The sequence below is a fragment of the Streptomyces sp. NPDC002680 genome (genome assembly GCF_042889145.1).
In the GTDB taxonomy this organism is placed as follows: Bacteria; Actinomycetota; Actinomycetes; order Streptomycetales; family Streptomycetaceae; genus Streptomyces; species Streptomyces adonidis.
This window is the reverse complement of record NZ_JBIAQP010000005.1, coordinates 346,294-372,889: the sequence shown is the minus strand read 5'-3', so window position 1 is coordinate 372,889 and position 26,596 is coordinate 346,294. Positions and strand designations below refer to the sequence as shown.

Below are 26,596 nucleotides of genomic sequence, written 5' to 3'. Positions count from 1 at the left end.
TCGGTCGAAGGGGGGTGCCCTTGGTCTTTGGCAGGACAGGGCGGTGGACCCTTGTAGGGGTCCGTCGGCGACAATAACTCGCTGATCGATGATCGATCAAAGGGTTGAAGGGCAAAACCTCTTGATCACGAGAAAGTAGGCACGGGGTGCCTTGCGGGTGGGCACGGGGTGCCGCGCTTTCCCGGGATTTTCGCAGGTGAGCGCCTATGGGCTCGCTTGCGTCAAGGACGCGGCGCGCACCCCAGCACATGCGCCTTCACCAGTTCCGCGATCCGTGGATCCCGGCGGCGGAACGCGGCGACCAGTTCCTCGTGCTCCTCCGCGTACGACTGCTGGACCGTCCCCAGCCAGCGGATCGACAGGGCGGTGAACACCTCGATGCCCAGCCCCTCCCAGGTGTGCAGCAGCACCGAGTTCCCGGCCGCGCGCACCATCTCGCGGTGGAACGCCACCGTGTGCCTGACCTGGCCGGTTCCGTCCGCCGCGCGGTCGGCCTCGTACAGGGCGGCGACATGCGGTTCGAGGGCCGAGCAGTCGTCCGCCAGCTTCGCCGCCGCCAGCTCGGCCGCGATGGCCTCCAGGCCGGCCCGGACGGGGTAGCTCTCCTCCAGGTCGGCTGCGGTCAGATTCCGTACCCGGACGCCCTTGTTGGGGGCCGACTCGATCAGCCGCAGCGACTCCAGCTCGCGCAGCGCCTCCCGTACGGGGGTCTGGCTGACCTCCAGCTCGGTCGCGATCCGGCGCTCGACGATCCGCTCGCCCGGCTTCCAGCGCCCGCTGACGATCCCCTCCACGATGTGCTCGCGGATCTGCTCGCGCAGCGAGTGGACGACGGGCGCGGTCATGAGGGCTCCTTGAGGGAGGGGCTTCGGCCCCAGGGGCGTTGACCTATAGACAATACGGCCGCGTCCCTGTCCAGAGGGTTTCCGGGCGCGAGTGCGGGCGTCCGTGAGACGAGCGTTACAGACCGGACAGGGCGCACGCCACAACACGTACGAAGGCGTACGAACGTGTAGCCGACCTCAGCGGCGCAACGCCTCCACCGGCTGGATCCGCGCGGCCCGCCACGCCGGATACACCCCCGCCAGCAGCCCCGTGAGCATTCCGGCGGCCGGGGCCGTCGCCACCGTCAGGGGTTCCACCACCGCCGTCCAGTCCTGGGCCACGGCGACCCCGACCACGACCAGGGTCCCGACGCTCGCCCCGACCAGGCCGCCGAGCAGCCCCAGTACCGCCGACTCGGTGAGGAACTGGCCGGTCACATGGATGCCGCGCGCCCCCAGCGCCCGGCGCAGCCCGATCTCCGGGGTGCGTTCCAGGACCGCGACCAGCGTCGTGTTCGCGATGCCCACCGCGCCGATCACCAGACAGACACAGGCCAGCAGCAGGAACAGCTGTCCGAGGTCGTTGGAGACCGAGGAGCGCAGCGCCTTCGGGTCGGGCGGCGGTACCGCGCCGAACCGGTCCTGGTGCGCGGGGTCGAGCGCGACGGGCAGCTCGTCGGCGATCTGCCGGGCCGCGCCGACGTCCGTCGACACCAGCATCTTCGCCCGGCTGCTGTCGTCCGGCGGGCCCCAGATGTCCTCGGCGGTGGTGCGCGGCACGATCACCGACAGCAGCAGGCTCGTCTGGCGCTCCACGTCGTCCAGGATGCCGACCACCGTGAAGGCCCGGCCGCCGATGTGGACGGCGGGGGCGTTCTCCAGCGAGGTGATGCCCAGCCGCGAGGCCAGGCCCGCGCCCAGCACGGCGACCGGCTGGCGGTGCTCGCTGTGCCAGGTGCCGAACAGCCGCCCCTCGCGCAGCGTCGGCTCCACGGCCCCGAGCAGCCCCGGGTCCGCCGCGACGACACTCGCCCCGCGCTCCCCGTCACCGGCGTCCCCGGTCAGGGTGGCCCGTACGGTGTCGTCCTCCCGCCCCTCCAGCCCGACCTGCCAGTACACGCCCGCGTGCTCGACGCCGTGCAGCTTCTCGACCCGCTGCTGCGCGTCGTCGGGGAAGGACAGCGGCACGTCGCCGGCGTCGCCCCCACCGGTGTCCTCGACGGTCACCTCGGTCGCCGTGAGCGCGTTGAACGTACTGTCGATCTGCGCCGAGGTGGTCGCCGTCAGCCCCAGTACGGCGACGAAGGTGCCCACGCCGAGAACGGTTCCCAGGCTGGTCAGCGCCGACCGTCCGGGCCGCTGGAGCAGCCCGCCCAGCGCCTCGGAGACCAGGTCCCGCAGGCTCATCCGGGTGGTGAGGCGGGGTGCGCGCCGGAAGCGGATCACGTCCGTACCCCGCTCTCCTGATACTCCTGGTGTTCCTGCTCGCGCAGGACTCCGTCGCGGATCGTGACCGTGCGCCGGCCCCGGGCGGCGACCTCGCGATCGTGGGTGATGACCAGCAGGGTCATGCCCTCGTCGTGCAACTGGTCGAGGAGGCTCAGTACGGACTCGGCGGTGGCCGTGTCCAGGTTGCCGGTCGGCTCGTCGCACAGCAGGAGGGAGGGGCGGGCCACCACGGCACGCGCGATGGCCACCCGCTGGCGTTCACCGCCGGACAGCCGGGACGACACGGCGTCGAGCCGGTGGCCCAGGCCCACCCGTTCCAGGGCCTCGCGGGCCAGCACGAGCCGCTGCCTGCGCGGGGTGCCGTTGTAGAGGAGGGCGAGCGTGACGTTCTCCAGGGCGCTGCGGTGCGGCAGCAGATGGAAGGACTGGAACACGAACCCGATCCGCCGGCCGCGCAGGGCCGTCCGCCCGGCGTCCCGGACCGCCCCGGTGTCGACCCCGTCGAGGAGATAGCGCCCGGAGGTGGGCCGGTCCAGCAGCCCGGCGATGTTCAGGAACGTCGACTTCCCCGACCCGGACGGCCCTACGACGGTCACGTAGTCGCCGGTGAGGACGGTCAGGTCGCAGGGGAGCAGCGCGGGCACGGGCGGCGGCCCGGGATACGTCAGTCCGACCCCGTGGAACTCGATGACCGGCGGCGGGGGAGCGGTGGCGACCTCCGGTGCGGGCACGGGCTCCGTCATGACGACGTGCCCACGACGACCGGGTCGCCCGCGTCGAGACTGGTACCGGTCCCCGTGCTCGCGCCGACCGTAGTCCCGTTCACCGGCGTGACCTGCACGTATCCGTCCCCGGTGGCGCCCGTACGGACCTCCACGCGCTCCTTGCGCGCACCGCGCAGGACCGTCACGGTGGTCCGGCCGTCGGTGCCGGAGGTGACTGCGGCGACCGGCACCACGAGCACCTTGCCGCCGGTGGCCGCCGACGTGACGGTGATCCGGACGTTCTGGCCGGTCAGCGATCTGGGCAGGGCCGTGTCCGGTACGACGACCACGGCGTACGTGGCGGTGTCGGCCCCGGAGCCTCCCGATCCGCCCGAGCTTCCGGAACTGCTCCCGGAGCCGCTCCCGGAACCCTGGCCGCTGCTCGTCGTCGGTGTCGTCGCGACCGTGGACACCTTGCCCGCGAACTCCTTGCCGGTCAGCTCGGACAGGATCTGGGCCTTCTGTCCCTTGCGCAGCAGCGTCTTCTCGTCGGCCGCCGCGCCGCCCTGGACCACCAGATCGCCCGAGGACAGGGTGAGCAGGGTGCCGGAGACGGGCTCGCCGACGGCCGCGCCGACCGCGTCCAGGCGGGCCGGGAACGAGGGCAGGAAGACGACTTCGGCGGCGGGCAGCATCGCGCCGGCCTGGAGCCGGGCCGCCGCGAGGTCCTCCCGGGCGTCCGCCAGATCCTCCCGGGCCCGTTTCACCTGGGTGGTGTCGGGCTGCTCCACGGCCTCGGCGTCCTCCAGCATCCGTTCGGCGTTGCGTACGGAGTCCTCCGCGCTCTCCACCGCCTGGGCCGCCGCCTCGTCGCCGCCGGTCGAGGCCGGCCTCGGGTCGTAGCCGAGGTCGGCGTAGAGCCGCTCGACGGCGTCCTGGGTGCCGGTGCCGAAGACGCCCGTGGTGTCACTTCCGCTGCTGTACCCGAGGTCGGCCAGCGCCCGCTGGAGCTGGGTCACGTCGTCGCCCTTCGAGCCGGGCTTGAGATCCCGGTACGCGGCGACCCTGCCCCTAAGGGTGATCACCGGGCGCCCGGACACCTCGGCGACCACCTTGCCCGCCTTCACGTCGTCACCGGCGGCGTACGGCAGCTTGGACGCGATGACCGAGCCGCCGGCACCGCTCTCGCCGGAGGTGGTGGCGGACGGGGTCACCGTGACCGTCCGGCCCGCGCGCACGGTGCCGCGCAGGACGACGGTGTCGGCGAGCACCCGGCGCTCGACCTCGGCGGTGAGGACGTCGGGCTCGGGCGCCTTGGTGTCGGCGACCGCCTGGGCGGGCGACTTCACGTACAGGGAGGCGGCCACACCGCCGCCCGCGAACAGCGCCGCGCCCCCGGCCACCATGGCCAGGACGCGGCGCCGCCGTACAAGTCCTTCGGCCATCGGTCACACGACCTTGGCCGCGTTGCGCAGCATCGCGTCGTAGTAGTCCCGCACGGCCTGGAGCAGCTCGGCGTTGTCCTCCACGGCCTGTTTCTCGTAGGCGAGGAACACGGCCTCGGTCACGCCCAGGTAATTGGCGGACATCCGGCATTTCACATCGGCGGTGGCCACGGATATCTCGCGTTCACTGGCCACCTGATTGGTCGACCATTCCCCGTCCTCGGCGGCGGATTTCAGGCTTCCGTAAGAGAAGCCGGATTTCTTCATGCATGCGGACCACGATTTCTCCATGTTCTCGAAGAGAGTGGTCTGCATGGCGCTGCTGTGGGATTCCGCCCGTATTTCCAGAATGGCGTTCAGTGGGTCCGCGTTGTCCGAGCCGAATTTCTTCAGCGCGGGGGCGTCCTTGGCGATCGTCTGCTGGGCGCGGCCGGCACAGCCTCCTGCGGGGACCTCCTTGCCGTTCACCCGCTGTCCGGCGGCGGGGGAGGCGGAGGCGCCCGCGACCGCCTGGCCGTTGGCCACCAGCAGCTCGGTCTCCTTCTCCCCGGTCGCCAGCGCGGGCAGACCGGACTTCGGGTCGGAACCCGAGTCGCTCTCCTGGTCGTCGCTGTCGCCGCCGGTGTCGGTGCCCGCCGGGTGGTAGCCGTACTGCTGTGCCTGTTCGAGGGTGACCGGAAGGTCGGTTCCCTCGCCGATGTCCTTGAACAGCAGCCAGTCCGACGGCGCTTCGAGCTCGGAGTCGGTGAAACCGTACTCGGCCATGCAGTCGCGCAGGAGTGAGGTCTGGGCCCTGGCCAGGGTCTTCAGCTCGTCCTCGGTCGGCAGATAGGCCGCGAGGGGCATCTTCGTCGTGGTCGCCGCCGTCGGTGTGGAAACAGGGCCGACCTTCACGGGTGTCTCGGCGCTCTTGTCGTCCGCCGAGCAGCCGGTGGCAAGTCCCGTGGCCAGAAAGGCAGTTACCAGGATACGCAGTGTTTTCATGTTGCCTTCCAGCACGGGGCGGGCGGCCGGCCGCCCGCCCCGCGAGAGTCTTGGCGGTCGGGTCAGGCGACGGCGGTGTACCAGCTGCTGCAGGAGAAGTAGTCTCCCGTGCCCGACTCCCCGACGCACGCCCTGTAGTAGACGTATGCGTTCTCGGTGAAGTCGTAGTTGAAGTCGACCGTGGTGCCGTTGCCGCCCGTCACCCAGTTCTCGGTGTCGACCCCGTCGTACGGGACGTACGACAGGCCGACCGCGGAGTGGCCGTCGGCCTCGATGTCCGCGACCCAGACGTGGTCCCCGTACGCCTTGAACCAGACGGCAGCGCCGCCCGTGGTGTTGTAGATGGTGCCGCCGTCGGAGCTGGCCGCCGAGATTCCCGCGCTGCCGAGGGTGAGAGCCGCCGCGCCCGCCAGGGCGAGGGCGAATCTCTTGCTTCTGCTGAGAGACATTTCTTGGGTTCCGTTCCTTTTCGTGCGATCCAGTGGTGCATGAAGGGAAACGGAGGGGCAGGGATAAGCACCGCCTTGGCCTCGTCGGAGCACCCCCCCAGTCGATGGCGGAACCTCATCCCCTTGAGGAACCACCACCTTGGCGCCGCGTTGATCGTATGGGTTGCTTCGAGCCGTGAGCAAGGTGAATTCCAAAGAAACGCGAGGGGTCCTGCTTCTTTTGTGGACTCTGAGGGGAACCAATCCTTTCGCTTTTCGTTTGCTGTGCGTTTTTGGAATTGGATCGATTGAAAAGCGCCAGTTGGCCGGAAAGTGCGGTGGCGTGATCCTGTACCGGACTCGGTCCGGAGTCGTCACCGCCGTGTTACCGGCGAAACCCGGTAGCCCGAAACGGTGTCGCCGTCTGCGGAGGGTCGCGAACGGTGCGTCCCTCGGACCATCGGGGGATGGGATGAACGGTTTCGGGCTGTGGGTCGCGGTGGTGGTGGCCGGGGTGGTCGTGGGCGGGACGGGGTGCCGGTCGGGCTCCGTCACGAGTGGTGAGGAGAAACCGGCCGCGGTGACCGGTACCGCGGAGGGGCTCCAGGGCATGTCGGCCGCCGCCGGGCCCCGGCGCTCCGGCGGGGCGTGCGTCTTCGTGAAGCCCGACGGTGCGCAGAAGTTCGGGCACGTCGGCTGGGGCTTCCGGATCACGGGCACCGACCGCTGGGTGTACGGAGCGGTCGAGAACCCGTCGGGCAAGCTGTACACCCCGCCGGGCGGTGACATCGGGGCCTGGCACGCGGAGGGCTCGTACAAGAGGATGCTGAGCGAGATGTCCCGGGACGCGCACTATCCCGGGAAGTCCGACCACCCGTACAGCCGCTATCGCTGTACGAACTCGTCACGGAGCGATGTTCCGGCGGCCCGGGAGATGATCCCCGTCGTCGAGGGGCGCGGGTTTCTGGTCGGCGTCGACCCGAAGACCGGCGAGCTGACCTCCAGGGACTGCCTGGACGCCACGTACGACGTCCTGAAGGCCTATCGGACCCGGCACCTCCCGAAGGCCGCCAAGCTGGCGATCCCGAACGTGTGGGTGGAGACGCTGGTGGGCTGGACGGACAACAAGCTGAAGCCCCACTGAGTGCTCTGCTGGACAGGTGGTTCGCCCGCTGCGGGCCGGTGGGGGCTGGTCGCGCAGTTCCCCGCGCCCCTAAGGGGCGCGTTCCGGCCCCTTGCTGATACGACGGTGCCCCGCCGGAGGACTCCGGCGGGGCACCGTACGTACTGCAACGAGGCTGGTCAGAGGCCCAGCTCGACCTCGAACTCGCCTGCCTCCAGGATCGCCTTGACGGCCGTCAGGTAACGGGCCGCGTCGGCGCCGTCGACCAGGCGGTGGTCGTAGGACAGGGTCAGGTACGTCATGTCGCGTACGCCGATGACCGTGCCCTCCTCCGTCTCGATGACCGCCGGACGCTTGACCGTCGCGCCGATGCCCAGGATCGCGACCTGGTTCGGCGGCACGATGATCGTGTCGAAGAGCGCGCCGCGCGAGCCGGTGTTGGAGATGGTGAAGGTCGCGCCGGACAGCTCGTCCGGGGTGATCTTGTTGGCCCGGACCTTGCCCGCCAGCTCGGCCGTGGCCTTGGCGATGCCGGCGATGTTGAGGTCGCCCGCGTGCTTGATGACCGGGGTCATCAGGCCCTTCTCGGAGTCCACCGCGATACCGATGTTCTCGGTGTCGAAGTAGGTGATCGTGCCCTCGTCCACGTTGATCCGGGCGTTGACGGGCGCGTGCGCCTTCAGCGCCTGGGCCGCCGCCTTGACGAAGAACGGCATCGGGGAGAGCTTGACGCCCTCGCGGGCCGCGAAGGAGTCCTTGGCCTTGTTGCGCAGGCGCATCAGCCGCGTGACGTCGACCTCGACGACCGAGGACAGCTGGGCCTGCTCGTGCAGGGCCTTCACCATGTTGTCGCCGATGACCTTGCGGATGCGAGGCATCTTGATGGTCTGGCCGCGGAGGGGAGAGGCCTCCAGGGCCGGAGCCTTCTTGGCGGCCGGGGCGGCGGCGGCAGCGGGCGCCGGAGCGGCAGCCGCGGCCTTCGCGGCCTCGGCGGCGGCGAGGACGTCCTGCTTGCGGATACGGCCGCCGACGCCGGTGCCCTTGACGGTGCCCAGGTCGACGCCGTTCTCGGCGGCGAGCTTGCGCACCAGCGGGGTCACGTACGCACCCTCGTCGGTGGCCTGCGCGGCGGCGGGAGCCGGAGCCGGGGGCTGTGCTGCCTTAGTCGGCTCCGCCGACGGGGGGGCGGGCGCGACCGGCGCGGGCGCCGGGGGAGCGACCGGAGCCGCGGCCTGGACCGGAGCCGGGGCGGGCGGAGCCACGGGGGCCGGGGGCGCGACGGGCGCGGCCGGAGCGGGCGCCGGGGCGGCGGCGACGGGCGCCGGTGCCGGGGCGGCCGGTGCCGGGGCAGCCGCCGGAGCGGCACCCGGGGCGCCGATCACGGCCAGCTTGGCGCCGACCTCGGCGGTCTCGTCCTCGCCGACCACGATCTCCAGGAGCACACCGGAAGTGGGCGCCGGGATCTCGGTGTCGACCTTGTCGGTGGACACCTCAAGGAGCGGCTCGTCGGCCTCGACGCTGTCGCCGACCGACTTCAGCCAGCGGGTGACGGTGCCCTCGGTGACGCTCTCGCCGAGCGCGGGGAGGGTGACGTCGGTGCCGGAGGCACCACCCGCGGGAGCGGCGGCGGCCGGAGCCGCGGCGGGGGCAGGAGCCGGGGCGGCGGGCGCCTCGGCCACGGGGGCGGGGGCCGGGGCAGCCGCCGGAGCCGCTACGGGCTCGGCAGCCGGGGCCGGGGCGGCAGCGGGGGCGCCGCTGCCGTCGTCGATCAGGGCCAGCTCGGCGCCGACCTCGACCGTCTCGTCCTCGGCGACCTTGATGGACGCCAGGACACCGGAGACGGGCGAGGGGATCTCGGTGTCGACCTTGTCGGTCGACACCTCCAGCAGCGGCTCGTCGGCCTCGACGCGCTCGCCCTCGGCCTTCAGCCAGCGGGTGACAGTGCCCTCGGTGACGCTCTCACCGAGCGCCGGAAGGGTTACGGAAACCGCCATGGTTTCGGTTGCTCCTTACGAATTGCGGAAGTCTGTGTCGTCGTCCGTCGACCGAGGGTCAGTCGTGGGAGTGCAGCGGCTTGCCGGCCAGGGCCAGGTGGGCCTCGCCGAGCGCCTCGCTCTGCGTCGGGTGGGCGTGGATGAGCTGCGCGACCTCGGCCGGCAGCGCCTCCCAGTTGTAGATCAGCTGGGCTTCGCCGACCTGCTCGCCCATGCGGTCGCCGACCATGTGGACGCCGACCACGGCACCGTCCTTGACCTGGACGAGCTTGATCTCGCCCGAGGTGTTCAGGATCTTGCTCTTGCCGTTGCCCGCGAGGTTGTACTTCAGAGCGACGACCTTGTCCGCACCGTAGATCTCCTTGGCCTTGGCCTCGGTGATGCCCACGGAGGCGACCTCGGGGTGGCAGTACGTCACCCGGGGGACACCGTCGTAGTCGATCGGGACGGCCTTCAGACCGGCCAGACGCTCCGCCACCAGGATGCCCTCGGCGAAGCCGACGTGCGCGAGCTGGAGCGTCGGGACCAGGTCACCGACGGCGGAGATCGTCGGGACGTTCGTCCGCATGTACTCGTCGACCAGGACATAGCCGCGGTCCATCGCGACGCCCTGCTCCTCATAGCCGAGGCCGGCGGAGACGGGCCCGCGGCCCACGGCCACCAGCAGCAGCTCGGCCTCGAACTCCTTGCCGTCGGCGAGGGTCACCTTGACGCCGTCGGCGGTGTACTCGGCCTTGGAGAAGAACGTGCCCAGGTTGAACTTGATGCCGCGCTTGCGGAACGCGCGCTCAAGAAGCTTGGAGGAGTTCTCGTCCTCGAGGGGAGCGAGGTGCTTCAGCCCCTCGATGATCGTGATGTCGGTGCCGAAGGACTTCCAGGCGGAGGCGAACTCGACGCCGATGACACCGCCACCGAGGACGATCGCGGACTTCGGCACCCGGTCCAGGACGAGGGCGTGGTCCGAGGAGATGATCCGGTTGCCGTCGATCTCCAGGCCCGGCAGCGACTTCGGCACGGAGCCGGTCGCCAGCAGGACGTGGCGGCCCTGGATCCGCTGCCCGTTGACATCGACGGAGGTGGGGGAGGAGAGCCGCCCCTCACCCTCGATGTAGGTGACCTTGCGGGAGGCGACGAGCCCCTGGAGTCCCTTGTACAGACCGGCGATCACGCCGTCCTTGTACTTGTGGACCCCGGCGATGTCGATGCCCTCGAAGGTGGCCTTCACACCGAACTGCTCGCTCTCGCGGGCCTGGTCGGCGATCTCGCCCGCGTGGAGCAGGGCCTTGGTGGGGATGCATCCCCGGTGCAGGCAGGTGCCGCCGACCTTGTCCTTCTCGATCAGGGCGACGTCAAGCCCCAGCTGGGCCCCGCGCAGCGCCGCGGCGTACCCGCCACTGCCACCGCCGAGGATCACTAGGTCGAAAACGGTGCTGGCGTCGTTCGCCACGTCACGTCCTCCATGCATGTGCGCCGTACGCCGGTCGTCAGTGACCGGGCGGCGGCTGGTGTCCGGCCGTCTTTCTTCGGCCCTGTGGTGGGGGCCCTATCCTGCCGAGCCCCATCTTCGCACTTGTCGGACGCAGAAGAGACGCCGGGCTGGTGTGACGGACACCCCACACACTTTTCATCAAGGGGCGAGGTGACCCCCCTAGGGGCGCGAGGAACTGCGCGACAAGCCACACACGACCCGCACCCGCCGAACAACACCAGGAACCGAGCTACTGGGCGCGACGGGACCTCGGACTACCCGCCCACGAGGTCCCGTCACAAAAACGCCCCTCAGCCCAGGTCGCCGACAGCAGTCAACTCAGCCAGCCGCACCAACGTACGAACCGCGGTCCCGGTCCCACCCTTGGGTGTGTAACCGAAAGGCCCACCCTCGTTGAACGCGGGCCCCGCGATGTCGAGGTGCGCCCAAGTGATCCCCTCACCCACGAACTCCCGCAGGAACAACCCCGCGACCAGCCCACCCCCGTACCGCTCACCCATGTTCGCGATGTCGGCGGTCGGAGACTCCATCCCCTTCTTCAGGTGATCCGGCAGCGGCATCGGCCACGCCGCCTCCCCGACCTCCTCCGCCGCCTCGTGCACCGCGGAGCGGAACGCGTCGTCGTTCGCCATGATCCCGTACGTCCGGTTCCCCAGCGCCAGCATCATCGCGCCGGTGAGCGTCGCCACGTCGACGATCGCGTCCGGCTTCTCCGCCGAGGCGGCCCACAGGGCGTCGGCGAGGACGAGCCGGCCCTCGGCGTCGGTGTTGAGGACCTCGACCGTCTTGCCGCTGTACATGCGCAGCACGTCACCGGGACGGGTGGCGGAGCCGGACGGCATGTTCTCGGCGAGCGCCAGCCAGCCGGTGACGTTGACCTCCAGGCCGAGCCGCGCGGCGGCGACCACGGCTGCGAAGACCGCCGCCGCCCCGCTCATGTCGCACTTCATCGTCTCGTTGTGCCCGGCGGGCTTGAGCGAGATGCCGCCCGAGTCGTAGGTGATGCCCTTGCCGACGTACGCGAGGTGCTTGCTCGCGGCCTCGTGCGTGTACGTCAGCTTCACCAGCCGGGGCCCGGCGGCGGAACCGATGCCGACGCCGAGGATGCCGCCGTAGCCGCCCTCCTCCAGCGCCGCCACGTCGAGCACCTGCACCCCGATGCCGTGCTCCTCGGCCGCGGCCTGCGCGACGGCGGCGAAGGCCTCCGGGTTGAGGTCGTTCGGCGGGGTGTTGATCAGGTCGCGGGCGCGGTTCAGCTCCTCGGACACGGCGGTGGCACGGGCGACGGCCGCCTTGTACGCGGCGTCGCGCGGCTTGCCGCCGAGCAGGGCGACCTCGGCGAGCGGCGCCTTGCCGTTCTTCGCGTCCTTGCCGGCCTTGCCGATCTCCTTGTACGCGTCGAAGGAGTACGCACCGAGCAGCGCGCCCTCGCCGATCGCACCGGCGTCGGCCGCGTCCTCGATGGGCAGGGCGAAGGCGGCCTTCTTGGCGCCGGCGAGGGTGCGGGCGGCCACACCGGCGGCCCGGCGCAGCGACTCGGCGCCGAAGGTCTCGTCCTTCTCGGGCAGCGGGCCGAGGCCGACGGCCACGACGATGGGCGCCTTGAAGCCGGCCGGAGCGGGCAGCTTGGTCACCTCGCCCTCGGCACCGGAGGCGCCGAGGGTTCCCAGGACGTCGGCGAGCTTGCCGTCGTACGCCTGGTCCACGGCCTCGGCGCCCGGTGCGACAACCGGTCCTTTGGTGCCCTTGGCGACACCGACGACGATCGCGTCGGCCCGGAGGCCGGGCGCCGCGGCGGTGCTGAGAGTGAGAGCAGTCACGGTGGTGAATTCTCGCTTCCGTCTGAAAAGTTTCTGTGGCCGAGTGGAGTGGGTCGACCGGGCCCGACAAGCGACCCTAAATCCGGCCCTTGGGGTAGTCCGTACCGGGGTTGGTACACCCGGCACGAGCCTACGCTCGGTGTCCGGTTTCGCTTCTGCGGAGCGGATAGGCTACTTCGGGCTGAAGGTGAGTACCGGAGTGAAGTCGGTTCCGGCGTTGAACTGCACCCGCTGCGTACCCGTCGGTGAGCCGAGCCGGCTCAGCGGCAGCGTCCAGGTGTAGGTGGAGCCGCTGACCGTCTCCGTGGGACGGGCTGTGATCTCGCTCCATTTCCAGCTGGTCGACCGGCTCCGGTAGAGGACGCCGTTCTCGATCATGTAGTCGGCGCCGAGGGCCGAGGGTGACGGATAGGGGAGCCGGTAACCGGTCGCGGTGTTGCCGTCGGTGTCGAAGAAGGCGTGCAGGAAGCGCTCCGAGGTGTGGAAGGTGACCTGGAGGCGGACGTTTCCGGCGGATGCGCAGGCGAAGTAGCCGGTCATGGCGCCGGAACCCGCGGTGGCGGTGCAGGAGGTGTCGGCATCGACGCTGACCGACCCGTTCGCGGTACTGCCGCTGTCGTCGGCGGCCACGGTGGCGGACGGCTTGTCCTGGACGGGCGCGCCGGCACCGCTGTCCTTGGTGGGTTCCGCGGTCGGTGACTTCGGCGACGCGCTGGTGCGGTTCGCCGACGGCGAGGCGGACAGCGAGACGGACGGCGAGGCCGAGCCGGGCCTGCTCGGCTCGCTCGCGGACGGCCCGCCGCCCTGGGTGGTGCCCGGTACGGCACTCGGCGGCGACGCCGACGCCTGCCCGTCGTCGTCATCGGCGCCGACCGCGAGGATGGCACCGCCGATCAGCGCGGCCCCGACCACGATGGCACCGGCCAGCAGGGCGACTTGGGGCAACCGCCGCCCGGCCGGAGGCGGCGCGACAGTGGCTTTCACGGTCTTCGCGGGCTGCGCCGATGTCTGCGCGGGCGTCGCGGGTTCTGCCAGCTCCTCCACCACGAACGCGGCCGCCGCCGCGGACAACGGCGGTGTCGGGGCCTCGGGTTCCGGGCGGGGCTCGGAATCGTCCTCGGACCCGGAATCCGAGTTGGCGACGGCAGCGGAGGCCGCGGCGATCGCCGACGGCCCCTTCGACCGGCGTGGCAGCGGAGCCTGCACTGTGTCTCGGTGTCCTTCCACGAGGGTCGCGCCGAACGCGTCCGGCGCCGCTGAAGCGCAGATCGTACCGGGGTTCGATATGAATCCTGGCCGCGTTCCGGTGGCTCACCCGTGGTCAAGTGGTCTGCGGAGAGCCCGAGTTGGGCTCCGCGTCCGAGGAGGCGCCCGTCCGCACTACCCCAGCGACAGCACGACCAGCGCCGTCGTCGCCGCCGTCTCCGCCAGGGCGCCGAAGACGTCGCCGGTGACCCCGCCGAAGCGGCGCGTGCAGCGCTGGAGGAGGAGTTCGGCGGCGGCGCAGGCCACGATGACCGCGAAGGCCGTACGGACGATGTCGAATGCCCCGAAGAACGCCCCGTAGCCGGCCGCCAGGGCGGCGACCAGGGCCGCCACGAGCAACGCCGAGCGCACCGGCACCGTGCCCGCGACCGCCGCCCCCAGCCCCTCGGGCCGCGCGGCCGGTACGCCCGTGCGGGCGGCGAGCGTGAGGGCCAGCCGGGCGGCGGTCGCCGAGACGACGGCGGCGAGCGCACCCCGGGCCCATGAGTCGCCGTACAGCTGTGCGAGCGCGGCCACCTGGGCCAGCAGCACGAACAGGAGGGCGATCACCCCGAACGGGCCGATGTCCGACTGCTTCATGATGCGCAGCGCGTCCTCGGCGGGCTTGCCGCTGCCCAGCCCGTCGGCGGTGTCGGCGAGACCGTCGAGATGCAGCCCCCGGGTGAGCACGGCGGGCACGGCGGCCGTGGCGACGGCGGCGAGCAGCGCACCCGCGCCCAGGAAGAGCAGCAGCAGACCGGTCAGGGCGGCACACGCACCGACGGCCAGACCGGCCACCGGCGCGCACAGCATCCCGCCGCGCGCCGCGTCCCGGTCCCAGCGGGTCACCTTCACCGGCAGCACGGTCAGCGTGCCGAAGGCGAACCGGAGCCCGTCCAGGGGATCGGAGGGCGGGGAGTCGGACGGAGGCTCGGAGGGCCTGGGCGGCTCGGTGGGCGGCGGAGGCGTGGACACCGGCGCAGAGTACCCGTGACGGTGCGACCTGCCCAGGGCGCCGGTGAGGCAAGCAGTCGATAACGTCGTATAAGCGGATAAAGTGCGCGCATGGGTCATTGGCTGGAGCGGAACATCATCGAGCCGGGCAAGCTGCCGCTGCTCCTGGCGCTCGCCGCCTTCGTCCTGACGTTCCTCATCACCCGGGTCGTCACCCGGATGATCCGCGCGGGCAAGGGCCCGTTCGGCAACGTCAAGGCGGGCGGGATGCACATCCATCACGTCGTGCCCGGGGTCGTCCTGACCGTCGTGGGCGGGTTCGGGGCCGTGGCCAGCGGACAGCACGGGTTCGGCGCGGGCCTGTGCGCGGTGCTCTTCGGGATGGGCGCGGGTCTGGTGCTGGACGAGTTCGCGCTGATCCTGCACCTCGACGACGTCTACTGGACCGAGGCCGGCCGGCAGAGCGTAGAGGTGGTGGTGCTGACGGCGGCCCTGGTCGGCCTGGTCCTCCTGGGCTTCCTGCCGTTCGGCGTGAACGACCTCAGCGACGAGGACCTCCAGAACCGGGGCGGCGCCATGGTCAGCGTCGGCATCAACTTCCTCTTCTCCCTCCTCGCCCTGAGCAAGGGCAAGCCCCGCACGGCGATCTTCGGCGTGATCGTCCCCTTCGTCGCGATCATCGGCGCGATCCGGCTGGCCCGCCCCGGCTCGCCCTGGGCGAAGCGCTTCTACGTCCGCCGCCCGCGCTCCCGTTCCCTCTCCACCCTGCGCGCCTACCGCCACGACCGCCGCTGGGCCGGCCCCCGCCGCCGCATTCAGGACCTGATCGGCGGCAAGCCCGACCCCGAGCCCGCCCGGGCTCCCGTCGTACGTCCGTGACGCAGCGCCGAGACCCCGCACAGGACGAGTACGGCCACGATGGCCGCCAGGTGCTCCTTGCCCGCGAGGTTGTCCTTGAGGACCACCTCCACCACCATCGCGACGATCACCGCACCGGCGGTCACGTACGCCCGGTAGCGCCAGCCCAGGAACACGGCGAGGCCCACCACGGCCGCCGACGGGCCGGTGTCCACGACATGCGCGTCCGCGCCGGGCAGCCCGAGGAAGCCCGACGGGCCCACGGCGATCCCCACGCGCGCGTAGAGCGTGCCCGCGAGGGTGGCGACGTACGCGATGACGAGGGTGCGCCACCAGCCGAGGCAGATCTCCGCGATGCCGAAGACGACCAGGATCTGCGCCAGTGCGCCCCACACCGGCAGGTCGAGGGCGGGCACGAAGAGGGAGAGCGGGGTGCGGAGCAGCGCCGGCCAGAGGGGGTCCTCGGCGCGGACGGCACCGAGGTTCTGCACGAACCGGTAGCCCCAGGACTGGTTCTGCGTGAACTGGACGAGCGCGGTGAGACAGACGGCGCCGAGCGTCATGGGCAGCGCCCGCCACCGGCGCCGGAAAAGGGGCTCACGTACGGCGTCGTACAAGGGCCCCCACTCGGCGCGGGCCCAGCGGACGACCGTACCCATCACTCAACTCCCCGCTGTCATCTCTTCGACTCCAGGTGCTTCCGGTGCAGCCACTTCGGCAGTCCCGGTGCCTCCAGGAAGCCCTCCGCGCGGGCCGCGGCGATGCCGATGCGCGGCAGGTCCGCGCTCTTCTCGAAGAGCAGGAACCGGGGTTCCCAGATGGGCCGGTACTTCGCGTTGGCGCGGTACAGCGACTCGATCTGCCACCAGCGGGAGAAGAAGCCGAGCAGCGACCGCCACAGCCTCAGCACCGGCCCCGCGCCGATGCGCCCGCCACGTTCGAAGACGGAACGGAACATCGCGAAGTTGAGCGACACCTGAGTGATCCCGATCTCCTGGGCGCGCTGGAGCAGCTCGATCACCATGAACTCCATCAGCCCGTTGTCGGAGTCCCGGTCGCGCCGCATGAGGTCGAGCGAGAGGCCGTTCGGCCCCCAGGGCACGAAGGAGAGCACGGCCCTCAACTCGCCGCCTCCCCCCGCGCGGCTATCCGCGCATTCGAGCATCACGCACTGTCCGTCCTCCGGGTCGCCGAGCCGTCCGAGCGCCATGCTGAACCCGCGCTCGGTCTCGCCGTCCCGCCAGTCGTCGGCGCGCTGGAGGAGGTACGACATCTCCTCGGCCGGGACGTCCGCGTGACGGCGGACGCGCACGGTGTACCCGGCCCGCTTGACCCGGTTGTAGGCCTGCCGGACGGTCCGCATGGCCCGCCCCTCCAACGTGAACTCGGCGGTCTCCACGATCGCCTCGTCGCCGAGTTCGAGGGCGTCGAGACCGTGCCGCGCGTACACCGTCCCGGCCTCCTCGCCCGCCCCCATCACGGCCGGGATCCAGCCGTGGACGCGGGCCTCGGCGAGCCAGGGGTCGATGGCGCCGGGCCAGGCCTCCGGGTCGCCGATCGGATCACCGGCGGCGAGCGAGACCCCGCCGACGACGCGGTAGGCGACGGCGGCCTTGCCGGTGGGGGACCAGATGACGCTCTTCTCGCGGCGCAGGGCGAAGTAGCCGAGGGAGTCGCGGTCGCCGTTGCGGTCGAGCAGGGCGCGCAGCCGGGTCTCGTCGTCCTCGGTGAGCGGGTCGACGGCACGACGGGAGCGGAAGGCGACGTAGAGGACGGCGAGGATCAGCAGCGTACTCATGACGTTGATGACGACGTCGACCCAGTTGGGCGTCGAGATCCCCGTGAAGCCCGAGTCGTCGGCGGCGACGGAGATCAGCCGCATCGTGCCGTAGTACCAGCGCTCCAGGAACGTCGAACGGTGGCTGTCGTCCGCCTGGTTGGCGACGGTGACGAGGAGCGCGGCGAGGAGCGAGCAGACGAGCAGCCCGCCGACCGCGACGGCGGCGGCGAGCCGCGGGTTGGACCGGTCGCCCTTGGCGTAGAACTCCCGCTTTCCCACGACGAGCGCGGCGACGAAGGCCGCGGTGAGGACGAGCGAGACCCAGTTCTGCGCGTGCTCCCGGATCTCCGCGAAGAACATCGCGAGCGCGAACAGCAGCAGGAACAGCGAGCCGAGCACGATGTTCAGGATCCAGGCGGCCCGTTTGCGGCGCCGCATGGTGATCGCGAGGAACATCGTGAACACACCGGAGGCGAAACCGGCGGTCAGCAGGTACGGCGTGTAGAAGTTCTCCTCGTTGTGCCGCCGTACGTCGTTCCCGAAGGAGACCCACACCGCGCTGAGGAGATTGACGAAGGTGACGACCCGCAGATACCAGACGGCGAACGCGGCGGCTCGCCGTGAGGCGGTGGTGCTGGGGCGTCGCTGAACGTTCGGCGCGAGCGGGGCATCTCCCATAGAGGGAGATCATATGGGGCATTTCATGCCGTGTGCCCCATGTGTCCCGCCGGTCAGAGGCCCTCTGCCTCGGAGGTCTCCGCCGTGACCTCGGGAGTCGCCTCCTCCGTCTTGGGCGCCTCGGGGACCTCGGGAAGCTCTGCCGCCAGGGCCGCCGCGGCCTGCACCAGCGGCAGGGCCAGCAGTGCCCCGGCACCCTCGCCCACGGTCACGCCGTGGTCGAGCAGCGGCTCCAGCGCCATCCGGTCCAGGGCCTTCGCCTGGGCCGGCTCCCCGCTGTTGTGCCCGGCGAGCCACCAGTCCGGCGCCCGGAAGGCGATCCGCTGGCCGACCAGCGCACAGGCGGCCGATACGACACCGTCCAGGATCACCGGCATCTTGCGCACCGCGGCCTGCAACAGGAACCCGGTCGTCGCGGCGAGATCGGCGCCGCCCACCGTGGCGAGGAGCTGCAACTGGTCCCCGAGCACCGGCCGGGCCCGCCGCAGCGCGTCACGGATCGCGGCGCACTTGCGCATCCACGCCAGGTCGTCGATCGGCAGCCCGCCCCGCCCGGTGACGACGGAGGCGTCTGTCCCGCACAACGCGGCCACCAGCACTGACGCGGGCGTGGTCCCGCCGACGCTCACATCGCCGAGGACCACCAGATCCGTACCGGAGTCGGCCTCCTCGTCGGCCACGGCGACCCCCGCGAGGAAGGCGGCCTCCGCCTCCTCCAGGGTCAGCGCGTCCTCGATGTCGATCCGCCCGCTGCCGCGCCGCGCCCGGTGCCCGGCGACCCCGTCGGGCAGGGCGTCCGGTTCGCAGTCCAGCGCCATGTCGACGACCCGTACGGGCACCCCGAGCCGGCGTGCGAGCACGGCGACGGGGCTGGACCCGTCGAGCACGGCCCGGACCGACTGATCGGCGCTGCCGGCGGGCCGCGCCGACACGCCCTGCCCGGCGATCCCGTGATCCCCCGCGAACAGCACGACACGCGGCCGTTCGACCGGCTTCACCGGTACGGAGGACTGCGCCGCCGCCAGCCACTCACCCAGGTCGTCGAGGCGCCCGAGTGATCCGGGCGGCACGATCTGGCGCTCCCTGCGCGCCTCCGCGTCGCGGCGCACACCGCCGTCGGGACGCTCGATCAGATCGGTGAAGTCGTCGAGATTAAGCGAGCTCATTCGCCGAACAGTACCGGCAGCGATCGAACAGGGCGCCGCCACGTGGAAGCCATGTCATTGCACCCGGGATCACGATCCCCTACGTAACGTTTTGATACGCAATGTCGGAGCACCGCAGTCGGCAGGAGCCGCCCATGCCCCCCGCCCCACAGGAGACCGGGACGATCGACGGGTTCCACGAGCCGCGTCGGGAGAACTGCCCCTGGTGCGGTTCGAAGCGGCTACGCACCCGCCTGCGAGCGCCGGACCTCCGACAGCGGGGGCGGCGCGGGCCGGGGACGTTCGTGGTCGACGAGTGCGGGGACTGCGCGCACGCCTTCCAGAACCCGCGCCTCACCGCGGAGGGCCTCGCCTTCCACCACCGGGACCTGCCCGAGGCCCGGCACCCGGTCGCGGCCCGTCGGCACCGGGCGGCGGCCCGGGCGATGCTGCGCTTTCCGGAGCCGGAGAGCTGGCTGGACGTGGGGACGGGGGAGGGGGCGTTCCCGGCGGCGGCGAAGCGCTATTTCCCTTACACGGCGTTCGACGGGGTGGACACCACCCGCCGCGTCCAGAAGGCCCGCGCCTCGGGCCACATCGAGGAGGCGTACCGGGGCCGCCTGACCGACGAGAGGATCGTCAACGGCCTGCGCGCCCGCTACGACGTCGTCAGCATGTTCCATCACCTGGAGCACACGCCGGATCCCCGTGAGGAACTCCGCGCGGCTCTTCGGGTCCTGCGGCCGGGCGGTCACCTTCTGATCGAGGTCCCGGATCCGCACTGTGCGGTCGGCACGCTGCTGGGGAGGTGGTGGCCGTGGTACGCCCAGCCTCGCCACCTCCACCTGATGCCGCCGGCGAACCTGGTGACGGAACTGGAGTCCCAGCGCTGCACGATCATCACGACGGATCGCCGCGAGCCGCAGGCTCTGCTGCGCAGGGCGCGCTTGGCGAACACGTACCGAATCATCGCGAGGAGGGGAGGGGCGGTGCGGTAGCCGCGGCCCGGCGGGGGCTGGTCGCGCAGTTCCCCGCGCCCCTGAAGACCCGCCCGTCCCTAGCTGCCCGGCTGCGGGCCGGTGGGGGTTGAGCGCGCAGTTCCTCGCGCCCCCTACGGGGCGCGCCAATCCGCATAGCTGCGGGCATGCGTGCCGCTAGGGGCGGCACGGGTGGGCGCAGCGGCACCCCGTACAGCGCCGGGCTGCGCGACCCACCCTCACCCCAGCCACACCCGGCCTCAGCCCCGGAGTACGACCGCCTGGCCCGCCACCACCAGCAGTACGTGCTCGCACTCCGCCCCGAACGCCGAGTTCAGGCGTCCCAGCTCGTCGCGGTAGCGGCGTCCGGACGCCGTCGCCGGGACGATCCCCGAGCCCACCTCGTTCGACACGGCGACGACAGTTCGGCGCGTGGAACGAACCGCCCCCGTCAACTCCCGTACCCGCCGCCGCAGCTCCTTCTCCCCACCCCCCGCCCACTCCGCGTCGTCCCACGCCCCCACCCGATCCATCGCATCCGTCAGCCACAACGACAGACAGTCGATGAGGAGCGGCGCCCCGTCCTCCTCCAGCAGCGGCACGAGGTCGCAGGTCTCGGCGGTACTCCACGACCCAGGCCGCCGCTCCCGATGCGCGTGCACCCGCGCCGCCCACTCCCCGTCCCCGTTCCGCGCCCCGCCCGTCGCCACGTACAGCACATCCGGAAACGCCTCCAACCGCCGCTCAGCCTCCACCGACTTCCCGGAGCGCGCACCCCCCAGCACCAGCGTCCGCCGAGGCACGTCCGGCACGTCCTCGTACACCCCGACCGTCAACGTCGTACCGTCCGCCACCGCCCGCGCACCCGCCGCCGCGAGCCTGCGCCGCAGCTCCGCACCCGGCGGCACGTCATGGTCCAGATGGACGGCGATCACGTCCGTGGCCGGCCCGAGCGCACCCACCGCCCGCAGCCGGGCCAGCGCGTCCGGCCGCCCCACGACATCCGCGAGGACCATGTCGTACGCGGGACCGTTCTCGTCCAGCCCGGACGGCGCCCCACCCGGCGGCAGATACAGCAGCCGCTGCCCGTCCGGACCGGTCACCGCGTACCCCGTGCCCGGCGCGTCCATCGGGACCGCGCGCACCCGGTGCCCGGTCAGCAGCGCCAACTCCCGCCCGTCCGGCACCCGTCCGGGCTGCGGCAGCCCCGCCGGCACCTCGACGGCGGGCCCGTCGTGCGGATGCGACAGCAGCACCTGCCGCACGCCGCCCAGGGAGTGCCCCGCGCGCGCGGCCGCGAGTACGGCGCCGGGGGTGAGGTCGAGCAACAGCGAGCCGTCCACGAGCAGCGCGGTGGCCGCCCGCGCGTGCACGCCGAGCGCGCCGGTACAGGCCGCGCACGCACAGTCGGGGCGGGGGAGTCCCGCGGGGGCACCGGTGCCGAGCAGAGTGAGTTCCACGAACCTGATTTTCGCGTGTCCCCGCAGGTCTTGCGCGTCCGGATAGGCTCTCGGACCAGGAGCCGGAGCAAGATCAGGCTCCTGGTCTGCAGCGGTTCACATCTGGGAGGCGTACATGGCGGCATGGACGTGGCGGTTCGAGAAGACCGACGGGGCGGAGGTCCAGCCCGCGGTGGAGCCCGAGGAGTTCACGACGCAGGGGGACGCCGAGTCCTGGATCGGTGAGTACTGGAAGGACCTTCTCGCAGGCGGCACGGACCAGGTACGGCTCTTCGAGGACACGACAGAGATCTACGGCCCGATGAGCCTGCACGACGCCCAGGACGCGTAGCGGTACCTGAAGGGGCGCCCCTAAAGCGCCCCTTCAGGGGCGCTTTAGGGGCGCGGGGAACTGCGCGACCAGCCCCCACCGGCCGGTGGCCAACATACAACCCCTCAGCCCCGAACCCCACACAGGTGCAGCAACGCAGCCACCTGCCGATAGGGATCCGTCCGCCCCGCCCGCTCCTCCACGGCCAGCAACGCCTCAACCTCGGCCTCGCCCGGAATCTCGGCGTCGTCGGACGCCGTATCCGTAAACACCCGCACCCCGTACCACGCGTGCAACGGCGCCCCGATCCCCGCAAGCGTCCCCGTCAACACCGACAACCGATCGGCCCGCACTTCAAGCCCGAGCCGGTTCGTGTAGGAGTCCGTGTCGAAGGCACCCAGGGCACCTGCCCAGTCCCCGGCAAGCCCCGCCCGCATGGCCAGGGCGTCCCCGTTGCGCACCAGCAACGACAACAGCCCACCCGGCGCCAGCATCCGCGCCAGCCCCGCCAGCAGGGCGTCCGGCAGTTCGACGTACATCAGTACGCCATGGCAGAGCACCACGTCGAAGCTGCCCGGGAGGAAGTGCACCCCGGTGTCGCGGCCGTCGCTCTCGAAGAGACGGACGCGGTCACGGATGCCCTCCGGCTCGGCGGCGAGGGCCTCGCGGGCCGCGCCGAGCATCTTCGGGTCCTTCTCGACACCGGTGACCTGATGACCGGCCCGGGCCAGCCGCAGCGCCTGCGTGCCCTGGCCCATACCGACGTCAAGGACCCGCAACCGCTGCCCGACCGGAAACCGCCCGGCTATCTGCTCGTCGAGCTGCCGGGCCACCAGTTCCTGCCGTACGACATTCCGCAGCCCGCCCAGCCTGTGCAGCCAGGCATCCGCCGCTCCCCCGGAGAAAGGCGTAGTGCTCAGGGCCGCTCTCCGCGCTTGACCTGCGGCTTCGGCAGCCGGAGGCGACGCATCTGGAGGGAGCGCATCAGCGCGTAGGCGACCGCGCCCTTCGTCCGCTCGTTCGGGAAGCGGGCGGCCAGCTGCTTGCGCAGCCGGATCGCGATACCGACCGAGTCGACGATGATCAGCACGATCACGAAGAGCCACAGCAGCAGCGCGATGCTCTGCAGCGCGCCGACCCGCACCATGCTCAGCACGAGGATGACGACGGCCATCGGCAGGAAGAACTCGGCGACACAGAAGCGCGAGTCCACGAAGTCGCGCGAGAAGCGGCGCACCGGGCCCTTGTCGCGGGCGGGGAGATAACGCTCGTCCCCGCTGGCGAGGGCCTGGCGCTGGCGGTCCATCGCGGCACGGCGCTCCTCGCGCTGTCGCTTGGCCCCCTCCTTGCGCGTCTTCGGCGTATTGGCCACGCTGCGGCGCTGGGTCTGGGCCTCGCTCCGCTTGGGAGTGGGCCTGCCCTTCGGGGCCTGCGGGTCACGGGTCTGCTTGGAGTCGGTCACGGCCGCCTTGTCGGCGGGGGCCTTCTCTTCCTTGGCGCGGCTACGGAACACAAAACCCAAGGGTAAGGGGTATCGGGGCATGGACCCCAGCCGAGTGGGGAACGATCCGGCAACACCGGACGTCTGTAGAAGCACGGGAACAACACCGGACGAGGGAGAGAACAGTGGACAGACAGTAGGGGGCCACCTACTCCCTACGCCGGAGTGGGACAGATCGCAGTCGTCCTTGGGGATGAGCGCATCGGGCCCGGAACAGTGCGGTAATGGAGGCAGGGCCCGTACTGTTGGTCCTGTTGCAGGTGCTGGAGCTGGAGTCCGTCAGAAGGGGGCGCGCGAAGCCCATGAGCGGTGTCATGAAGCGTATGGGGATGATCTTCCGCGCGAAGGCGAACAAGGCCCTTGACCGGGCCGAGGACCCGCGCGAAACCCTCGATTACTCGTACCAGAAGCAGCTGGAACTGCTCCAGAAGGTGCGCCGCGGAGTCGCCGACGTGGCGACCAGCCGCAAGCGCCTGGAGCTGCAGCTCGCCCAGCTGAACAAGCAGTCCTCCACGCTGGAGGACCAGGGCCGCAAGGCGCTCGCGCTGGGCCGTGAGGACCTGGCCCGTGAGGCGCTCTCGCGCCGTGCCGCCCTCCAGCAGCAGGTGACCGATCTGGAGACACAGCACCAGACCCTCCAGGGCGAGGAGGAGAAGCTCACCCTTGCGGCGCAGCGCCTCCAGGCCAAGGTCGACGCCTTCCGTACGAAGAAGGAGACGATCAAGGCGACGTACACCGCCGCCCAGGCCCAGACCCGGATCGGCGAGGCGTTCACCGGCATCTCCGAGGAGATGGGCGACGTCGGCCTGGCGATCCAGCGGGCCGAGGACAAGACGGCCCAGCTCCAGGCGCGGGCCGGCGCGATCGACGAGCTGCTCGCCTCGGGCGCCCTCGACGACCCCACGGGCATGGCGAAGGACGACATCCAGGCCGAGCTGGACCGGCTCTCCGGTGGTACGGATGTGGAGCTGGAGCTGCAGCGCATGAAGGCCGAGCTGGCCGGCGGTTCGTCGTCGGGACAGCAGGCCATCGAGGGCGGTGCGGGCCAGCAGCAGTCCCAGCAGCAGCCGAAGGACACTCCGCGGTTCGACAAGCAGTAGCCCACGCCTGAGGAGGGCGACATGATCGTACGGATCATGGGGGAGGGGCAGGTGAGGCTGGCGGACAGCCACCTCACCGAACTCAACAAGCTGGACGACGTGCTCCTGGCGGAGATGGAGACCGGCGACGGCCCCGGCTTCCGCCGCACCCTCCACCTCCTGCTGGACAAGGTCCGCGATCTCGGCGAACCCCTGCCGGACAACGCCCTGGACCCGTCGGACCTCATCCTCCCGTCGCCGGACGCGACGCTGGAGGAGGTCCGGGAACTACTGGGCGACGACGGCTTGATCCCGGGCTGAGGTTCCATTCGGCTCAACGCCCAGGTGGGTTACCTTGACAAACGTGAGCACCCTCCAGCGCGCCCGGCGTCACCTCAAGGCGCACCCCCTCGTGCTGGATGTGGCCCTCGCCGCGGCCGTCCTCGTCTGCATGCTGGCCGCCTCGTTCGTCGACCCGCACGGCAAGCACGGCGGCGGCTGGACCGCCCGTAACCCCGACGCCCTGAGCCTGGTCCTCATGGTGCTCGGCGCCGCCGCGATCGTCTTCCGCCGCCGCGCCCCCATGAAGGTGCTCGCGGTCACGGGCACCGCCTCCGTCGTCGAGTCCATCACCGCCGATCCCCGCGCCCCCGTCGCGATGTCCGCCGTGATCGCCCTCTACACCGTCGCGTCGACGACCGACCGCCCCACCACCTGGCGCGTCGGCCTCCTCACGATGACCGTCCTCACCGGCTCCGCGATGCTGGCCGGCCCCCTGCCCTGGTACGCGCAGGAAAACCTCGGCATCTTCGCCTGGACCGGCATGGCCGCGACCGCCGGGGACGCCGTACGCAGCCGTAGGGCCTTCGTGGACGCCATAAGAGAGCGCGCCGAGCGGGCCGAACGCACCCGTGAGGAGGAGGCCCGTCGCCGGGTGGCCGAGGAGCGGCTGCGGATCGCCCGTGATCTGCACGACGTGGTCGCCCACCACATCGCCCTCGTCAACGTCCAGGCCGGAGTCGCCGCGCACGTCATGGACAAGCGCCCCGACCAGGCCAAGGAGGCCCTCGCCCACGTACGGGAGGCCAGCCGCTCCGCACTGAACGAGCTGCGCGCGACCGTCGGGCTGCTGAGGCAGTCCGGGGACCCGGAGGCGCCCACCGAGCCCGCCCCTGGTCTGCACCGGCTCGCCGAGCTGGTCGGCACCTTCCACAACGCCGGTCTCCAGGTCGAGGTCGCCCGCGCCGACCAGGGCACCACCCTCCCCGCGGCCATCGACCTGGCCGCCTACCGGGTGATCCAGGAAGCCCTGACGAACGTACAGAAACACGCGGGGACGGAGGCGAAGGCCGAGGTCAGCGTCGTACGCGTGGGCCCGAACATCGAGATCACCGTGCTCGACAACGGGCCCGGGCAGGACGACGGGCCGGAGGAGGGCGGCGGGCACGGGCTGCTCGGGATGCGGGAGCGGGTCACCGCGGTCGGCGGCGACTGCACCGCAGGTCCCCGATACGGAGGCGGCTTCCGGGTGCATGCGATCCTGCCGGTGAAGAGCAGCCCGCGAGCCGCGGACAGCGCCGCCACCCCCGTATGAGCCGCGCACGACGACGTATGAAACGCGCATGACGATTTGTGAGGGCCGCCCATGACGATCCGTGTCCTGCTCGCCGACGACCAGGCCCTGCTGCGCAGCGCCTTCCGGGTGCTCGTGGACTCGGAGTCCGACATGGAGGTGGTCGGGGAGGCGTCCGACGGGGCGGAGGCGGTGCGGCTCGCGCGGGAGCAGCGGGCCGACGTCGTGCTGATGGACATCCGGATGCCGGGGACTGACGGGCTGGCCGCGACCCGGCTGATCAGCGCGGATCCCGGGCTCGCGCATGTACGGGTCGTCATGCTGACGACGTTCGAGGTCGACGAGTACGTCGTGCAGTCGCTGCGCGCGGGCGCGTCCGGGTTTCTCGGCAAGGGGGCCGAGCCCGACGAACTGCTCAACGCCATCCGGGTCGCCTTCGGCGGCGAGGCACTGCTGTCACCGGCCGCCACCAAGGGGCTGATCGCCCAGTTCCTCGCACAGGGCGACGTCCTGGACGACGGCCGCGACCCGGCCCGCGCCGAGCGGCTGGGCGCGCTGACCGGACGGGAGCGCGAGGTGCTCGTACAGGTGGCCGGCGGGCACTCCAACGACGAGATAGCGGAACGCCTCGAAGTCAGCCCGCTGACGGTGAAGACGCACGTCAACCGGGCCATGGCCAAGCTGGGCGCCCGGGACCGGGCCCAACTCGTCGTCATCGCGTACGAGTCGGGGCTGGTACGGCCAAGGGTGGAGTGAGATTCGAAGGGCGTACTGCG

25 protein-coding genes are annotated in these 26,596 nt (G+C 71.3%); 8 read left to right on the top strand and 17 right to left on the bottom strand.

The window, feature by feature from the left end; all coding sequences use genetic code 11:
- Positions 1-221: 221 nt before the first annotated feature.
- From ACFYXF_RS16415 to ACFYXF_RS16390, 6 genes are all read right to left on the bottom strand, one after another.
- The gene (locus tag ACFYXF_RS16415) at positions 222-845 is read right to left on the bottom strand and encodes a GntR family transcriptional regulator (protein ID WP_369036745.1); all 624 of its coding nucleotides are present in this window, start codon (positions 843-845) and stop codon (positions 222-224) included.
- A gap of 177 nt (positions 846-1,022) precedes the next feature.
- A complete protein-coding gene (locus ACFYXF_RS16410) occupies positions 1,023-2,231 on the bottom strand; it encodes an ABC transporter permease (protein WP_389350367.1) in 1,209 nt (402 codons plus the stop codon).
- A 35-nt stretch (positions 2,232-2,266) separates the two neighbouring features.
- Positions 2,267-3,016 (bottom strand): ABC transporter ATP-binding protein, encoded by a 750-nt coding sequence (locus ACFYXF_RS16405; RefSeq protein ID WP_389350235.1) that lies wholly within the window; start codon positions 3,014-3,016, stop codon positions 2,267-2,269.
- Positions 3,013-4,422 carry a peptidoglycan-binding protein gene (locus ACFYXF_RS16400; protein WP_389350234.1) on the bottom strand — a complete coding sequence of 470 codons (1,410 nt, stop codon included), beginning with the start codon at positions 4,420-4,422 and terminating at the stop codon, positions 3,013-3,015. The genes ACFYXF_RS16405 and ACFYXF_RS16400 overlap by 4 nt, the downstream gene beginning before the upstream one ends.
- A gap of 3 nt (positions 4,423-4,425) precedes the next feature.
- Positions 4,426-5,406, bottom strand: coding sequence for a hypothetical protein (locus ACFYXF_RS16395; RefSeq protein WP_389350233.1), 981 nt, complete (start codon positions 5,404-5,406; stop codon positions 4,426-4,428).
- Between the two features lie 62 nt (positions 5,407-5,468).
- Positions 5,469-5,855: a hypothetical protein gene (locus tag ACFYXF_RS16390; RefSeq protein ID WP_389350232.1), complete on the bottom strand. Its 387-nt coding sequence runs from the start codon at positions 5,853-5,855 to the stop codon at positions 5,469-5,471.
- A gap of 451 nt (positions 5,856-6,306) precedes the next feature.
- On the opposite strand from ACFYXF_RS16390, the gene ACFYXF_RS16385 reads away from it, so the two are divergent.
- Complete coding sequence (locus ACFYXF_RS16385; RefSeq protein ID WP_389350231.1) at positions 6,307-6,978, top strand: hypothetical protein; 672 nt, start codon at positions 6,307-6,309, stop codon at positions 6,976-6,978.
- Positions 6,979-7,136: 158 nt separating this feature from the next.
- Here ACFYXF_RS16385 and sucB read toward each other — a convergent pair whose 3' ends face one another.
- The 5 genes from sucB to ACFYXF_RS16360 form a co-directional block, all read right to left on the bottom strand.
- The gene (gene sucB / locus ACFYXF_RS16380) at positions 7,137-8,951 is read right to left on the bottom strand and encodes a 2-oxoglutarate dehydrogenase, E2 component, dihydrolipoamide succinyltransferase (RefSeq protein ID WP_389350230.1); all 1,815 of its coding nucleotides are present in this window, start codon (positions 8,949-8,951) and stop codon (positions 7,137-7,139) included.
- Positions 8,952-9,009: 58 nt separating this feature from the next.
- The gene (gene lpdA, locus ACFYXF_RS16375) at positions 9,010-10,398 is read right to left on the bottom strand and encodes a dihydrolipoyl dehydrogenase (RefSeq protein WP_389350229.1); all 1,389 of its coding nucleotides are present in this window, start codon (positions 10,396-10,398) and stop codon (positions 9,010-9,012) included.
- Positions 10,399-10,730: 332 nt separating this feature from the next.
- On the bottom strand, positions 10,731-12,260 hold the full coding sequence (locus tag ACFYXF_RS16370) for a leucyl aminopeptidase (RefSeq protein ID WP_389350228.1): 1,530 nt from the start codon (positions 12,258-12,260) through the stop codon (positions 10,731-10,733).
- 171 nt (positions 12,261-12,431) lie between these two features.
- On the bottom strand, positions 12,432-13,466 hold the full coding sequence (locus tag ACFYXF_RS16365; RefSeq protein ID WP_389350227.1) for a hypothetical protein: 1,035 nt from the start codon (positions 13,464-13,466) through the stop codon (positions 12,432-12,434).
- 174 nt (positions 13,467-13,640) lie between these two features.
- On the bottom strand, positions 13,641-14,480 hold the full coding sequence (locus ACFYXF_RS16360) for an adenosylcobinamide-GDP ribazoletransferase (protein WP_389350226.1): 840 nt from the start codon (positions 14,478-14,480) through the stop codon (positions 13,641-13,643).
- Between the two features lie 90 nt (positions 14,481-14,570).
- On the opposite strand from ACFYXF_RS16360, the gene ACFYXF_RS16355 reads away from it, so the two are divergent.
- Positions 14,571-15,338: a hypothetical protein gene (locus tag ACFYXF_RS16355; RefSeq protein ID WP_389350225.1), complete on the top strand. Its 768-nt coding sequence runs from the start codon at positions 14,571-14,573 to the stop codon at positions 15,336-15,338.
- On the opposite strand, the gene ACFYXF_RS16350 is transcribed toward ACFYXF_RS16355, so the two are convergent.
- The 3 genes from ACFYXF_RS16350 to cobT are packed head-to-tail and all read right to left on the bottom strand — an operon-like array spanning position 15,275 to position 18,941.
- Positions 15,275-15,976, bottom strand: a complete 702-nt coding sequence (locus tag ACFYXF_RS16350; protein ID WP_389350224.1) for a hypothetical protein — start codon at positions 15,974-15,976, stop codon at positions 15,275-15,277. The genes ACFYXF_RS16355 and ACFYXF_RS16350 overlap by 64 nt on opposite strands.
- A gap of 17 nt (positions 15,977-15,993) precedes the next feature.
- Positions 15,994-17,775 carry a phosphatidylglycerol lysyltransferase domain-containing protein gene (locus ACFYXF_RS16345; RefSeq protein ID WP_389350223.1) on the bottom strand — a complete coding sequence of 594 codons (1,782 nt, stop codon included), beginning with the start codon at positions 17,773-17,775 and terminating at the stop codon, positions 15,994-15,996.
- Between the two features lie 53 nt (positions 17,776-17,828).
- Entirely contained in the window at positions 17,829-18,941 is a 1,113-nt protein-coding gene (gene cobT, locus ACFYXF_RS16340) for a nicotinate-nucleotide--dimethylbenzimidazole phosphoribosyltransferase (protein WP_389350222.1), read from the bottom strand.
- 134 nt (positions 18,942-19,075) lie between these two features.
- Between cobT and ACFYXF_RS16335 the strand changes: the two genes are divergently transcribed.
- Entirely contained in the window at positions 19,076-19,918 is an 843-nt protein-coding gene (locus ACFYXF_RS16335) for a class I SAM-dependent methyltransferase (protein WP_389350221.1), read from the top strand.
- A 239-nt stretch (positions 19,919-20,157) separates the two neighbouring features.
- Here the strand turns inward: ACFYXF_RS16335 and ACFYXF_RS16330 are convergent, their stop codons facing one another.
- Entirely contained in the window at positions 20,158-21,357 is a 1,200-nt protein-coding gene (locus ACFYXF_RS16330) for a bifunctional adenosylcobinamide kinase/adenosylcobinamide-phosphate guanylyltransferase (RefSeq protein ID WP_389350220.1), read from the bottom strand.
- Between the two features lie 115 nt (positions 21,358-21,472).
- Here ACFYXF_RS16330 and ACFYXF_RS16325 point away from each other — a divergent pair, with 115 nt between their 5' ends.
- Positions 21,473-21,688 (top strand): hypothetical protein, encoded by a 216-nt coding sequence (locus ACFYXF_RS16325; protein ID WP_369036758.1) that lies wholly within the window; start codon positions 21,473-21,475, stop codon positions 21,686-21,688.
- Positions 21,689-21,792: 104 nt separating this feature from the next.
- Here ACFYXF_RS16325 and ACFYXF_RS16320 read toward each other — a convergent pair whose 3' ends face one another.
- Positions 21,793-22,500 carry a class I SAM-dependent methyltransferase gene (locus ACFYXF_RS16320; RefSeq protein ID WP_389350219.1) on the bottom strand — a complete coding sequence of 236 codons (708 nt, stop codon included), beginning with the start codon at positions 22,498-22,500 and terminating at the stop codon, positions 21,793-21,795.
- An 83-nt stretch (positions 22,501-22,583) separates the two neighbouring features.
- Entirely contained in the window at positions 22,584-23,210 is a 627-nt protein-coding gene (locus ACFYXF_RS16315) for a DUF3043 domain-containing protein (RefSeq protein WP_369036760.1), read from the bottom strand.
- A gap of 260 nt (positions 23,211-23,470) precedes the next feature.
- Between ACFYXF_RS16315 and ACFYXF_RS16310 the strand changes: the two genes are divergently transcribed.
- The 4 genes from ACFYXF_RS16310 to ACFYXF_RS16295 are packed head-to-tail and all read left to right on the top strand — an operon-like array spanning position 23,471 to position 26,576.
- Entirely contained in the window at positions 23,471-24,268 is a 798-nt protein-coding gene (locus ACFYXF_RS16310) for a PspA/IM30 family protein (RefSeq protein WP_389350366.1), read from the top strand.
- Positions 24,269-24,289: 21 nt separating this feature from the next.
- Positions 24,290-24,568: a hypothetical protein gene (locus tag ACFYXF_RS16305; RefSeq protein WP_389350218.1), complete on the top strand. Its 279-nt coding sequence runs from the start codon at positions 24,290-24,292 to the stop codon at positions 24,566-24,568.
- Between the two features lie 43 nt (positions 24,569-24,611).
- On the top strand, positions 24,612-25,841 hold the full coding sequence (locus tag ACFYXF_RS16300; protein WP_389350217.1) for a sensor histidine kinase: 1,230 nt from the start codon (positions 24,612-24,614) through the stop codon (positions 25,839-25,841).
- A 51-nt stretch (positions 25,842-25,892) separates the two neighbouring features.
- Entirely contained in the window at positions 25,893-26,576 is a 684-nt protein-coding gene (locus ACFYXF_RS16295; protein ID WP_389350216.1) for a response regulator, read from the top strand.
- The last annotated feature ends 20 nt before the right edge of the window (positions 26,577-26,596 follow it).